Origin of the sequence: Hyunsoonleella ulvae, assembly GCF_016827605.1 — a bacterium.
Classification (GTDB): Bacteria; Bacteroidota; Bacteroidia; order Flavobacteriales; family Flavobacteriaceae; genus Jejuia; species Jejuia ulvae.
In genome coordinates, this window is sequence record NZ_JAEPJQ010000008.1 from 14,975 (window position 1) to 28,620 (window position 13,646).

Here is a 13,646-nt window from a genome sequence, read left to right on the forward strand (position 1 = left end):
CTCAAATCTACATCATTATGGACTTTCAGATAATAAATAATAAAGGTGTGTATGAATTACATGGCCACTTTATTGAAGAGCATACGTTTAACGTAGCAAGTTACTTCAACACATTATTGGATAAATATTACGAAATAGTGATATGTCTTAATGGTGTAAAGCAAATAGATAAAACAGCTATAAATGTTATGCGATTTATTCAAAACAAAGCAAAGCAAAGAAGCAAAACGGTATTTGTTTTAGGTAAAGACAACAAGAAGATTAAGGATAAGTTTAAGCAAGCTAACTTAACTAATATTTTTAGGAATGATTACTATAGCTAAAAGTATAAGAAAACGTATTACACCAGAACAGTTATTTATGTTAAGTGTTCTGGTAGTAAATGGGGGAAATTATCTATACAACCTCATTCTTGGTAGGCTTTTAGGACCAGCAGAGTTTGCAGATGCAGCTGTGCTAATCACTTTTTTATTGGTATTAAGTTTTGCAGCTATGACGTTTCAATTGGTTACCGCTAAATTTTCAGTGCTTTTTGAAAACGAATTGTTTAAAAGCTTTGTATCTAAAGTACACCAAAACGCACTTTTAGTAGGCTTTATTTTTGGACTAATCATAGTTGTGTTTTCAACTAGTTTACAAGATGTATTTAATACATCATCATCCAACATGTTTGTTGTATTTGGTTGTGGTGTGCCTATCTATTTTTTAATGAGTGTAAATCGAGGTATTTTCCAAGGGAAAAAAGCTTTTAAGTCATTGTCCATCACTTACCAAACAGAAATGCTAAGCCGTTTGGTAATCACATTGTCTTTGCTCTACATCGTTAACATTCCCTCTCCCATAATTATAGCTATAGGTATATTTTTGTCGTTTATATTTGGGCTTATACCTTTTAAGGCTGGGAGTTTTAGTCTTAAGAAACAAACCATTCCTCAAGCACATAAAAAAGCCATAAAGCACTTTTTTATTATCACGGCATTTTATGAGTTAACCCAAATTGTTATCAATAATAGCGACATTCTTCTGGTAAAACATTACTTTGAATCTTACGAAGCAGGATTATACGCATCTTTAGCCTTAATAGGGCGTATTGTGTATTTTATTGCTTGGATGTTCGTAATGTTACTCTTACCAACTGTAGTACAATTAAAAAAAGACGGGAAAGAGACTGCGCCAATTTTATTTAGGTACGTAGGTTATATTGCCGCTATTTCTATTGCTATAATAATAGTGTGTTTTAGTGCTCCTGAATTTATCATAAGCCTATTATTTGGTAAACAATACATATCTATGGCGCCATTACTGTGGCAGTATGCCATAGCAACTTCTATGTTTGCCATATCTAACATTTTTGCATATTATTATTTGTCTTTAGATAAATATATACCAGTAGTTATTTCGGGTATTTTTGGTCTTCTACAAGTTGCTCTTGTTGTCTTTTTTCATGAGAGTTTAGCTCAGGTTGTACACATGCAGATTGTAGCCATGGCGTTGCTTTTGGTAATTCAAATTGCGTTTTTTAAGCTTGACGGTAAAATTAAGTGATGTGATTTCTCCTGACGTCGACATGAGGTACGATTGAGGTATCACATAAGAGTTAGCACAAAGACTTTAAGGATTAAATAATGTGATTTCTCCTATCGTCGAAATGACTAGGAATGCTACATTAAGATATGTTAGTCATGTCGACGATAGGAGACATCACATAAGAGTAGGCAAGAACTGCTTAGAATATATAACAATGCGATTTCTCAAAGCTTCGCTTGTATCTTCAAACAAAATATATTCTGTTCTCGATAATGTTCGAAATGACTCAGACGTATCAAATCAAAAGAGTCGTTGTCATGTCGACAAAAGGAGACATCACATAAAGGCAAGCAAGCAAGCAATTAATTAAATAAATAATGCGATTTCTCCTGACGTTGAAATAACTAGGAATGCTAATTTAAGATACGTTTGTCATGTCGACATGAGGAACGATTGAGACATCACATAAGAGTAAGCACGAAGACTTTTAAGGATGAAATAATGCGATTTCTCCTGACGTCGAAATGACCGGGAATACTTAATTATAAAACGCTTGTCATGTCAAAATGAGTTACGATTGATACATCATTTCACTATAAATATCAAAATTCAAAAAGGCTTTATCTAAAGTAAATTACCATTCGTCTACAGTAATTTTCCAACGGTCTAAGAACACCTTAATTGTTCTTATAAATACCCCAAATTTGTAGTATAAATCACAAATAATTAAAAACTCAAATCATGAACCATCCAGTTAAATTAATCTTATTATAAAGAATTAATATTCATTACTGGATGCACCATAAGACCATTCACAAACAATAAAACTTAAACTCATGAAATTAGCCATAGTAACAGCATACCCACCAAGTAAAGTAACGTTAAATGAATATGCTTATCATTTAGTTAAGCACTTCAGACAAAACCAAAATATCACAGAATTAGTATTACTTACCGATACAACAGAAGGCGAAAAAGATATTAATTTTACTGAGGCTGGATGTAAAATCACTGTAAAAGAGTGTTGGACTTTTAATAGCTATTTAAATATTGTAAATGTAACTAAAGCTATCAATCAAGTAGGGCCAGACGCAGTGCTATTCAATTTACAATTCATGAAGTTTGGCGATAAAAAAATTGCCGCTGCATTAGGTTTAATGTTACCTCTAATATGTAAGTTAAAAAAGATTCCAAACATTGTATTACTTCACAATATTATGGAACAGGTAGATTTAGGTAGTGCAGGGTTCACGAGTAACAGAATCATGAAAAAAATATATGGGTTTATTGGCAGTACTTTAACCCGATTGATTTTACAAGCTGATACTGTGGCTGTAACAATGCAGAAATATGTGGATATTTTAAATAAAAAATATAATGCTAAAAATGTGAAGTTAATTCCTCATGGCACTTTTGAGATTCTTGAAGAGCCTAGTTATGATACACCTTTAGAACCTTTTAAAATAATGGCTTTTGGAAAGTTTGGAACTTATAAGAAAGTTGAAGGTATGATTAAGGCTGTAGAAATGTTAAGAGAAGTTTCTGATTTAAATATGGAAATTGTTATAGCAGGAACAGACAACCCCAATACTCCAGGTTATTTAGAAAGTGTTAAACAAAAATATGACTACGTACAAGGTTTAACATTTACAGGATATGTAGCTGAAGAAGATGTGCCAAAGTTATTTAAAGAAAGTACGGTTGTAGTATTTCCATATACATCAACAACTGGTAGTTCAGGTGTATTACACCAAGCGGGAAGTTATGGTAAAGCTGTAGTAATGCCAGATTTAGGAGATCTAGCTTTATTGGTACAAGATGAGGGGTACAAAGGGGAGTTTTTTGATGCGGAAAGCCCTACTAGTTTAGCTATAGCATTACAGAAAATTTTGGAAGATAATGCGTATCGTATAGAGCTTGAAAAGGCAAATTATAAAGCCGCTACGGCGTACCCAATGTCTAGAGTTGCAGATATGTATATCAATACTTTTGAAGTGATAGTAGATAAAAAATCTGAAGTAACTACAGTACAATCTCAAGAAATTATTCTTTAGAAATAAATTTAAATGCGGGCTTAGTCTCTCCGTTTTGGTTGATAAAACCAAAATATCCTTGAGTCCGTTTACGCCAGGGAAGTCGTCCAACGACTTCCTTTGGTATTTCTGTAAAGTCGTAAAGTGTCCAACTCATAAACTGGATATCGTTTTTGGCAAATAGTGTTTGTGCCTCTTTATGATATTCTGCTTGATCTTCGGCAGAACTACCAAACGGACGCCAAAGCCCACGATAGGAGGACAATCCAAATTCGGTAATGATTACAGGTTTGTTGGGTATAGCTGTTTTTAAATTGAGGTAAGATGCTTCAAGTGCATCCAAATCTTCATAATAATGAAAGGATACAAAATCTAATTTGTCTTTTAATATAGTTGTGCTTTCAGTATTAGACCATCCTATAGTTACTGGGTGTATTGTATCTGTAGATTTTACAGTTTCAATCATCTGTTCTGCCCAAGCCATTACTTTAACTTTTCCTCTAGATTCAAAATCTAAATTAGGTTCGTTTTTAATATCCCAGGCTAAAAGTGCGTTATGATCTTTTAAGGCAGATACAACTGAAATGGCATGATGTTGATTTAAACTCCAATTCAGTACTTCATAATCGCCATAAAAGTCAAAGAGGGTAACCATAACTTTTAGCTCATACTGTTCGGCAATATCTAAAACTGTTTTTAGTTTTTCTAGTTTATCGGGACTTACATTTGCACTACCAAAATCTTCATAAGGCACAAAAATGCGAATACTGTTAAGGCCTGCATCCGCAATGATTTTAAAATCTTTGGAAATAATATCAGCATCAAAACTATCGCCGTACATATTCCAAGGTGTAGCTTGGGGGTAGTAATTAATGCCTTTAATTTGGGTAATGGTATTAGATGCTGGGGTAAATTCCTTTTTGTATGGAGCAGTGTGTTCCCTAATTAAGTGCCTTATGCGCCAAAAACCATCTTCTAATAGCATAACGATTTTATAAGTAGAACGTTCTCTGGCTTCCAATAGCATTTCATTATTTTGATAGATGCGTTTGTATTCTAAAACATCTTTATCTTTTAGGACAACCAACTGCCCATCTTCACTAAAAAAATCCAAAGTTAAATGATGTTCTAGGGTAGTGCCATCAATACTAATAGCCTCGTTAGTATTTCTATCTACAAGGGAGTAAATAGATGTTCTGGCATTTTCAGTATAATAATCATCAATGCCCATAGTTGTATTTGTTTTGTAAGCAACATGTTTTACATACCAGGCATCTAGATAATCGGTTTCAATAGATTTTAAAGTCTGTAAATCCATTGGTCTGCCTTCATTCTGTATGGGCGCCCATTCTAACTTTGGTAAATATTGCTCTATTTTTTGTATTTCAGTGTGGAGCATCTTACTCCTGTCTGCTCCTGTGTTTAAATACGAAAACACATTACTTATACCTAAAACTATAATGCTAATGATAGCGATATAGGATAACACCAAAATGCCTCGTAATAAGTTTTTGTTTAGTGCTGTCATAGCTTAACGGCGTTTACAGATTTACTGATACCAGCGACTTTTACGGTAAAGTTATAATTGCCTTTAGGGAATTGGTTGGCACTCAATTTAAAATTCACATAGCCATCCGCACTGCTTTTACGTTTGGTAAACACCAGAGTGTCTTTTGCGTACACATAAAGTGTTACCTCCATGCCATCGGGAATCATCTGATCCATAAAGCTTTCTAAAGGACCAACCGTAATATCTCTATTATGGTTAGAAAAAACAATGTTAACATCAGAAATAACAGCTTTATAATCAATATTTATGGTGTTGCTTTCTGCCATACCTTCAATAAATGCTTGTACAGACCAATTGTCTGCATGGTCTGGATGGATCATTTTTGCAGTAGCAATGCCATTAATTGTAGTCCCAGATGTTTTTAAAATGGTTTGGTTGGTGGTTTTGATAAAAAACTCTGTGTAGGTGCCATCGCTCACTACATTGCCATATTCATCTTTTATAATGGATGTGGTAAATGTTGTGATTTGGTTACCATCTGCGTAATTATGATGTCTGCTAAAATCAATATTGAAGTTAGTAGGAGGTGCTGGCATCACATTAATATCATATTCTTTTGAATTAAACCCTAAGCAGGATGAATTCAAAAGGATGCGCCCTGTTTGTTTGGTGGAATAGATGTTTTTGTAACTAATATTGTTTTTTATGGCAATGGTATCTATGGTACGATTATTTTGAAACTGATACTTCACGGCTACTTTAGTGCCTTGTGTAAGAGGATTGTCGTAATTGTCTGTGGGTATGGCAACCAGCATACTGTAATTGTCTCCTCCAGCAGTAATACTGGGTGGGCCTAAATAGGTTTGAATGGTGTTTACTGTGTTTTGGGGTATAATTTTAAGATTGCCTTTTAATGGCTGGGGTTTGGCTAAAAGCGTCCAATTAATAATGCCTACTCTCGACGATAGGTGTATTGGAATATTATAACTTAAGGTGTTACCTGTTTTATTAGCTTTTATAAGTGTTGAGCCAAAACTATTGCTTACATACATAGATGGCGAAGTATCGTGATCTATTTTAAATTTTAAGGTAACATCCTTTCCAGCCACAAATGTTGTGGTTGTAGTGATTAATTGAATAGTATCCGTTGCATAAACAGTAGAACTGTTTATAATTAAAAGCACTAGCGCAATAAAACGATGTAAGCTAAATTTAATCATTCATCAAGGATTTCCTAAATAGGCGTTGGTTTCAATTTTAATAAAACTATAAATAGGATGGTTTATGGCTTGTAATTGCTGATATGTATGGTTTTCAATTCTATTTGGGATTACCTTATTGGAGATATCGGCATTAGTTAAACCGTTTACAAAACAATTTTCCATAGAGTCGTTGATAATTGTTGTAGTATCTTCTTCCATGGCATATTCAAAATATTGCTTACGTTGTTGCCTGATGCCTTCTTTTATAAATTTATGATCAACCCATAGCAAGGTTTTGTCGGCATCGTAATAACTTATAATTAATTGCGGAATGGTAATTTCTTTAATTCCTGAGTTAAATAAACTTCCAGAAATGGTTACTTCATTAAATTCTAAATCACTTAAAACAGTTTGTTTGTATAAGTCCGATCCAGATACGTTACCAGCAATTTGTAAATTAAATTTGGTAGGTTGTTCTTCAAACTCTACGGGCGTAAATTCATCTGGATTAAACGTTTTGGGGATGGAATCTTGGGTTTTAGACCACGCAATACCTTCAAAATTAATTCTAAAAGCACTCACTTCTTTTGGCATGAGTTTATGTTTTACTTGGTGTTTGGCGTTATAAGTAGCGAGTTCTTTATTATCGGCGTTATACAAGGTGCCTTTTAAAACCACATCGGCAGGTACATTGTCTATATTTTGAATTTCTCCAATAAGCGCGTAGCTTTTATTGTGCTTTACCAATTTAGCAGATAGTATTTCTAAAACGGGTTGTTTTAATACATCTTCATGATGGGTTTGTTCTGTGGTAATGCGTCTTCTACCTTGATTAAAATAGGTGGTTTCATTGTCTGAATAAAATTGATCTGGTGGTAAGTCTAAATCGATATCATCAGGCTCTATATACCATTTGCCTTTTAGCTTTATGAGCGATTTATAAAATACTTTATCAATTTTCTCCAGAGGTGTAATCCATTTGGTGCTAACTATAGCTGAGGCTAGTGAGTCGTTTTTTGTTGTGATTTTGGTGTCTATGGCATCTAATTTTGCGTAGGAGCTTAATAAACCATCGGTAACCGATATTTCCAGCATGTATTGTGCAATAGTTATATCGCTTTTAGGATTAATCATACTGTGCGCTTTTTCAAACCGTTTAAAATCCAAAGCATCATAATAGGCTAGTAGTGCATTTTCTGGTGTATGATGGCTATCATTTTTTATATAAAATAGATATACGCCATACCCAACAATTATCGCTAAACACAAAGACCAAAGATGTGTAATCCCTAAAATAGGTCGAGAAAATTTGGTGTAATTGGTTTTATAGCTTAAATAATCGGGTACTTGCTTAAGTTTTAGTTTAAGTGCTCTGGTAAAGAGCACATGAACATTCAAAAAGAAAGCAATAAGCACTGTTGAAAAAGGCATAATACCCCACAATATTTTTTGCCATTTAGCTACATCATCTTTAGGTAAAATAGACGAAATAGGAGGCACATTTAGTTTTTCCCAAACTTGAATACCATTTTCTAATTGCCGTAAACGTTGCCAGCCACAGAAATATAAAATGGGGTCATAAAACTTATCATTAGAGAAAATGTATTTTAAATTATACTTTTCTGGAGTGGTTAAAAATTGTTGGAGAGAACCAATCCCCTCAACACCTTTAAATTTAGAATTCTCTAAACGTTCAATAGGTCTTGTGGTTAGTTCTGGTAATCGTCTTGCAGAATGGTAATTACCATCAACACTCATAGCTTTAGTTTGTGCAGATAACCATGCCATTTGATCGCCAAATCCTAAAGTCATATATCGCCATTGGTCATGCTGATCTTGATTAAGGAAATTAACAATAGGCAGCATTTTTATTTTTTGAGGTTGAGATGGCCTAAAATATCCCAAACTCATAGTAAATATGGTCATGAATACAAAAAGACCAGCCAATAAACCGCCTGCAATTCTATGATACACCGCCCCAAACTTACTTTGTATTAGTGCTTTTAAATCGCCTTCTACTAGTCTATATGCAAATTCTCCAAAAAGCGGTATAGACATTATTGATGCCCAAAGTGTAAATCTATCTAAGGTTAAAATATTAAAAGCTGTTTCTCCTAAAAATTTTCTAGGAATGGGTGTGGTACCTCCAGTTCCCAAAACTGTTAAAATGGTTATGGATAAACCAAAAAACAAATAACGTTTGCTGTAATATCTATAAAAAATGTATGGTAGTACGATTAATAATACTCCCCAAGGAATTAAAAAGAATACCAAGCCTGATGAGGTAATCTCTAAAAAATTATCACGAGAACCATGAGGAATGGGGACTTGTGTTATGGGGTTGTTTTTAGAGTTTATCCAATAAGGAAGAATGCATCCTACAATAATGATTAAGGATAAAAAACCAAAGCTAATAATACGTTTAAACAGTTTAAAAAAACTATTTAAAAACACTTTAAAAGTTACGGCTTTCATGCTACCTGCCTTATCCTTTGATACATCCATAAGCACCATGCCTATTAGAGGAAAAATAAAGAATACCATTCCAAAAATGGGAGTAACATGATGGGAAGTTACCGTTACAGCAATAAGTGATAAACAAGTACATAAATAGCGAAGTTTACCAGTTTTAAGCCAAAGATATATTTCTGGTAAAGCATGCATTAAAACAGAAATACCTATGATGCTTGGAAGTTGCCCAAATACATGTAGAGTTTCTACAAAAGAGGAGGAAAGCGTAGCTAAAACCGAAGCATAACCTGCTACAGTTCTGTTTCCAGTAATTAATAGCGAAAACCTGTAGGCACCAGTAATAAATAATACAATACTAATAAGTGCAACTACAAAAAGCCCAAATTTTAAGCCACCAATAAAGGACAGTGCACCTATGGACTGGTGTACCAAAGGCGGATAACTCATTACAGTAAAACCAGTATACCATTTATAATTCCAAGGTTCAAACCAACTATTTGCATAATGTTCTGCAAAGAATAAATGAATAAGCGCATCGTAGGTGCTTTCTAATGTAAAAAAGATAGAAGTCCCATGAAATGCAACACCAATAAGCAGTGCAACTATTAAAAATTTATTTGATTTGGTTGGATTCAATATGCATCAATTTAATACAATGTAAAGATATACATTGCATAGTTTGGTTAAGGTTTAGCTCGTCTACAGTAAACTACCATTCATCTATACCAATGATCTTCTTAAGCTAAAATAGACTTTTTCTTACGCTAATCATAATACTTTTGTCTTGTAAATAATCACAAAAACTATTTATCATGAAAATTTTAGCTATAGATGACCAACAATTAGTTTTGTTGCCATTACAAAAAAGGTTAGCAGAATTAGGTTACGAAGTTGTTGCGGAAACTGATGCTAATGAAGGTGTTTCACTTTACAACTCATTTAATCCAGATTTAGTTATTGTTGATATTAATATGCCAACAGTATCAGGTTTAGAAATTGTTAAATATATAAGACAGTCTAAACGTGCAGATACCCCAATCATGGTATTATCTGGTAATACGCAAGATGATGTTATTACTGCTGGTTTCGAATTAGGAATTAATGATTACATGAAAAAACCTCTAAGTTTAAATGAGATTTGCGCGCGTGTAAAACGATTGATAGGTACTCCAGAGCACAAAAGTGTTACGTCAAAAACAAATGTAATGATTCAACAACGTTGTGTTGGTGTTGTAATCCCTTGTTATAATGAAGAAGATAGATTATTAAGTGATGAATTCCTTCAATTTATTGATAAAAATTCAGGATACCATTTATGTTTTGTAAATGACGGTAGTAAAGATAGTACACTAGATGTTTTGCACAATTTACAAAAAGGACGTGAAGATTATATTTCTGTGTATAACTGTGAAAAAAATGGAGGTAAGGCAGAAGCAGTAAGATTAGGGATGCTTCACATGGCAAAAAAGAAAGGTTTAGATTTTATTGGATTTTTAGATGCAGATTTATCCACCGATTTAAAAGATTTTGATGATTTAGTTTCTACTATAGAACATTCAAGTTTTAAGATAGTAAGTGGTTCTAGAATAAGTAGAATGGGAGCTAACATCACTAAAGAATCAGCCAGAAAATTAATAAGTATGACTATTAATTTTATCATTAGAAAGATTCTAGGGATGAACTTTAAAGACACGCAATGTGGTGCTAAAATCTTTAGAAAAGATGTAATTCATTTGGCATTTGATAAAAAGTTTGTAACACAATGGATTTTTGATGTTGAAATATTTAAAAGAATGTCAGGCCATTTTGGAGTAGAAAAAGCTAAAAAATATATCTGTGAACAACCCTTAAAGCGATGGATTCATGCTGATGGTTCTAAATTATCCATGAAAGATTCTGTTAAAATCGTAATGCAATTGGCACAAATTGCTTGGGTGTACAGAAGAAAAAAAAGTTTGATTGATAGTACTCAGATTGAGCTTAAATTAGTTCACAAGAGTTAATGTAGTTTGATTTGTTTATGTTTTTTGTGATTAAAAGGCGGTACTGTAAAGTATCGCCTTTTTTAGTAGTTAAATTTTGAAACCTTTATAAAGTCTTTTAGAATACTTCAAATGTGTTTACTACTTATAAAAAGTAGGGTGTTCCATTATCTGAAGAGACAATTTGTTTTAACTAATTTTATGTGATTTCTCCTTACGTCGAAATGACTCTGGCATTTTTATTTGGAAAGTTGTCATGTCGAAATGAGGTACGATTGAGACATCACATCATAATTAATTGAGTTGATCAACTAGATTATGTGATTTCTTTTCTAAAAGATATTTGAATTGAAAATGATCGATTTACTTTTAGTAAACTGAGGATATGCAATTTATTGTAATTCTATGCTGAAGAAGATTAAGAGCGCGGTTTTTCAATACCTCTGTCGTACATTACTATACTACCAGCAACCGAAACATTTAAACTCAACTGAGATTTAAACTTCACTAAAAAATGACTTTTCTCAATAGCTTTTTTAGATAGCCCATGGTCTTCTGCTCCTAGTAGGTAAACACAACGCCTAGGGTGGTTAAACGTTTCTAAATCTTCAGCTTCATCAGTAAGTTCAACACCTACGAGTCTAGCGCCTTTAGGTAGATTTTTATAAAACTCATCAAAGGTTTCATAATGAAAATAGGGCATAGCCTTTACAGCATTATGCGTATCGCAGGCTTGTTTTGCATAGCGATTTCCAATAGTGAAAATAAAACTAGCACCTAAGTTTTGAGCAGATCTCCAAAGCACACCCAAGTTTTCAGGTGTTTTGCCATTTTGAATTCCTATGCCGAAGAACTCGTTTTCAAAGTTGTCATTCATCTTTCAAAAGTAAATATTCTGTAGATTATCCTCCAATAGTAATCATACTTCTGTTTTTTGAATGTAAATCGGGTTTCTGAAACTTCTCCAAAGTATTCATGCCTCCACGTACTTTAAATTTGGCTTGTACCGCTTTTTGAATGATAGGTTCAATAGATTTTCCAGTTCTTAACGTGGTTAATAAATCGGATTCTGTAGCAGAAAACAAACAATTTTTTAATTGCCCGTTGGCGGTTAAACGCAATCTGTTACAGGAATCGCAAAATGGGTTGGTTACCGAACTTATAATAGCAAACGACCCTTTGTAACCTTTGATTTTATAATTTTTTGAAGTATCGTTGGGTGCGTCTTGTAAGCGTATCACATCTTCTTCAGCAAATATTGTATTTACAGATTCCATTATTTCAGCGTAGGATACCATTTTACTCATGTCCCACTTATTGCCGTCAAAAGGCATAAATTCAATGAAGCGAATAGAAACGGGTAAATCTTTAGTGAAATTGATGAAATCGATGATTTCATTGTCATTGAACCCTTTTATTAAAACCGCGTTCACTTTTACTTTAAAACCTTCTTTGACCAATAGATGAATATTATCATACACCTTTTGAAACTCGTGTCTTCGTGTAATATATTTAAATTTTGAAGTATCCAAAGAGTCCAAACTTACGTTGATGTTGTGAACACCGCTCATTTTGAGGACATCAATAAATTTATCTATAATGACGGCGTTTGAAGTGATAGACAATTCAACTGGAAGTGAAGCCAGTTTTTCCAAAATCACTGGAATATCTTTTCTTACCAAAGGTTCGCCTCCAGTTAAGCGAATTTTAGTAACACCATGATCTACAAAGGTTTTAGCGATATCATATATTTCTTCATAAGTCATTAAGTGACTTTTGGGCGATAAAGGTACACCGTTAGCTGGCATGCAATAGGTACAGCGTAAATTACATCGTTCTGTTAACGAAATACGCAAATAGGTATGATCTCTACCGTGGGTGTCTTGTAATATGTTTTTATTTTCGCTCATATCTTAGTTATGTGTAACCGTTTAATTGTTTAACTGTTTAATCGACTACTAAATAAACGATTCCACGATTAAACAGTTTAATCATGTCTCGCACCTTTTAAAATTCTAAAACTGTGTAACACCGCTGGGAAAATGGCATCCATAGATTCTTTTGCGCCATTAGTAGAACCTGGAAGCGCTAAAACTAAAGTGTTTCCGATAGTTCCAGCTACACTTCTAGAAAGCATTGCAAAGGGCATACGACCTTGTCCGTAGCTCCTAATAGCCTCTTCAATTCCTGGGATGCGCCTATCCAAAATTGGAAGCAAAGCTTCAGGGGTAACATCCCGCCCAGAAAGCCCTGTGCCACCAGTGTAAATTACCATATCTATCCCTTGTTCTTGATATGATGTTACCTTTTGTTGAATGCTATCTTTTTCGTCTGGAATAATTACATATTCGTTTACTTTTACATTGCATTTCTCCAATTTTTTAATAATCGCTTTTCCAGCCCTGTCTTCTTTTTGCCCAGCAGAAATGCTATCGCTGCATACTACCACAGCTACTGTTAAATCCTTTCTAAAGGTGTCCTTAAAGTCTGATTTACCACCTTTCTTTTTCAGGAGTTTGATAGCGTGAATTTCAATCCCTTTGTCTATTGGTTTCAGCATATCATACATATTTAAGGCCACGACACTCGCACCATGCATTGCTTCAACTTCAACACCAGTTTTGTAAATAGTTTTTACAGTAAACAGTACCGTAATTTCTAAACCATCAATTTTATATTCTACACCTGTGAATTCAATAGGTAAGGGGTGGCAGTCGGGCAAAATGTCTGGTGTGCGTTTTACGCCCAAAAGTCCAGCCGCTTTGCTCATAGCAAATACGTTTCCCTTTGGAACAGTATCGTTTTTAATAGCCTCGATTGTTTCAGGTTTACTGACTTTTACAATTGCTTGTGCTAATGCGATTCTTAGTGTTGTATTTTTATGTGTGATATCTACCATTTCTTGTGATTGATTATTGAT

10 protein-coding genes are annotated in these 13,646 nt (G+C 33.8%); 4 read left to right on the top strand and 6 right to left on the bottom strand.

What is annotated here, in order from left to right:
• The first annotated feature begins 17 nt into the window (after window positions 1-17).
• The 3 genes from JS605_RS16060 to JS605_RS16070 all read left to right on the top strand — a co-directional run bounded on the left by JS605_RS16060 (window position 18) and on the right by JS605_RS16070 (window position 3,581).
• Complete coding sequence (locus JS605_RS16060) at window positions 18-323, top strand: hypothetical protein (RefSeq protein ID WP_203258748.1); 306 nt, start codon at window positions 18-20, stop codon at window positions 321-323.
• Window positions 307-1,545 (top strand): oligosaccharide flippase family protein, encoded by a 1,239-nt coding sequence (locus JS605_RS16065; RefSeq protein ID WP_203258749.1) that lies wholly within the window; start codon window positions 307-309, stop codon window positions 1,543-1,545. The genes JS605_RS16060 and JS605_RS16065 overlap by 17 nt, the downstream gene beginning before the upstream one ends.
• Before the next feature lie 818 nt (window positions 1,546-2,363).
• The gene (locus JS605_RS16070; RefSeq protein ID WP_203258750.1) at window positions 2,364-3,581 is read left to right on the top strand and encodes a glycosyltransferase; all 1,218 of its coding nucleotides are present in this window, start codon (window positions 2,364-2,366) and stop codon (window positions 3,579-3,581) included.
• Here the strand turns inward: JS605_RS16070 and JS605_RS16075 are convergent.
• From JS605_RS16075 to JS605_RS16085, 3 genes are read right to left on the bottom strand one after another with little or no spacing between them, the layout of a single operon-like run.
• Window positions 3,571-5,088: a cellulase family glycosylhydrolase gene (locus JS605_RS16075; RefSeq protein WP_203258751.1), complete on the bottom strand. Its 1,518-nt coding sequence runs from the start codon at window positions 5,086-5,088 to the stop codon at window positions 3,571-3,573. The genes JS605_RS16070 and JS605_RS16075 overlap by 11 nt on opposite strands.
• Window positions 5,085-6,290, bottom strand: coding sequence for a hypothetical protein (locus tag JS605_RS16080; protein ID WP_203258752.1), 1,206 nt, complete (start codon window positions 6,288-6,290; stop codon window positions 5,085-5,087). The genes JS605_RS16075 and JS605_RS16080 overlap by 4 nt, the downstream gene beginning before the upstream one ends.
• A 3-nt stretch (window positions 6,291-6,293) precedes the next feature.
• Window positions 6,294-9,380, bottom strand: a complete 3,087-nt coding sequence (locus tag JS605_RS16085; protein WP_203258753.1) for a hypothetical protein — start codon at window positions 9,378-9,380, stop codon at window positions 6,294-6,296.
• Between the two features lie 176 nt (window positions 9,381-9,556).
• Between JS605_RS16085 and JS605_RS16090 the strand changes: the two genes are divergently transcribed.
• Window positions 9,557-10,747 carry a response regulator gene (locus tag JS605_RS16090; protein ID WP_203258754.1) on the top strand — a complete coding sequence of 397 codons (1,191 nt, stop codon included), beginning with the start codon at window positions 9,557-9,559 and terminating at the stop codon, window positions 10,745-10,747.
• Between the two features lie 397 nt (window positions 10,748-11,144).
• Here JS605_RS16090 and JS605_RS16095 read toward each other — a convergent pair whose 3' ends face one another.
• From JS605_RS16095 to moaCB, 3 genes are all read right to left on the bottom strand, one after another.
• Window positions 11,145-11,603 (bottom strand): RNA methyltransferase, encoded by a 459-nt coding sequence (locus JS605_RS16095; protein WP_203258755.1) that lies wholly within the window; start codon window positions 11,601-11,603, stop codon window positions 11,145-11,147.
• Between the two features lie 25 nt (window positions 11,604-11,628).
• On the bottom strand, window positions 11,629-12,636 hold the full coding sequence (gene moaA / locus JS605_RS16100; protein WP_203258756.1) for a GTP 3',8-cyclase MoaA: 1,008 nt from the start codon (window positions 12,634-12,636) through the stop codon (window positions 11,629-11,631).
• A gap of 77 nt (window positions 12,637-12,713) precedes the next feature.
• Window positions 12,714-13,646, bottom strand: a complete 933-nt coding sequence (moaCB, locus tag JS605_RS16105; protein ID WP_317194162.1) for a bifunctional molybdenum cofactor biosynthesis protein MoaC/MoaB — start codon at window positions 13,644-13,646, stop codon at window positions 12,714-12,716.

Excerpts from the sequence above, each read along its gene's own strand:
- JS605_RS16060 (WP_203258748.1), top strand. The coding sequence starts at position 18 with ATGGACTTTCAGATAATAAATAATAAAGGTGTGTATGAATTACATGGC.
- JS605_RS16065 (WP_203258749.1), top strand. The coding sequence starts at position 307 with ATGATTACTATAGCTAAAAGTATAAGAAAACGTATTACACCAGAACAG.
- JS605_RS16070 (WP_203258750.1), top strand. The coding sequence starts at position 2,364 with ATGAAATTAGCCATAGTAACAGCATACCCACCAAGTAAAGTAACGTTA.
- JS605_RS16075 (WP_203258751.1), bottom strand. The coding sequence starts at position 5,088 with ATGACAGCACTAAACAAAAACTTATTACGAGGCATTTTGGTGTTATCC.
- JS605_RS16080 (WP_203258752.1), bottom strand. The coding sequence starts at position 6,290 with ATGATTAAATTTAGCTTACATCGTTTTATTGCGCTAGTGCTTTTAATT.
- JS605_RS16090 (WP_203258754.1), top strand. The coding sequence starts at position 9,557 with ATGAAAATTTTAGCTATAGATGACCAACAATTAGTTTTGTTGCCATTA.
- JS605_RS16095 (WP_203258755.1), bottom strand. The coding sequence starts at position 11,603 with ATGAATGACAACTTTGAAAACGAGTTCTTCGGCATAGGAATTCAAAAT.
- moaA (WP_203258756.1), bottom strand. The coding sequence starts at position 12,636 with ATGAGCGAAAATAAAAACATATTACAAGACACCCACGGTAGAGATCAT.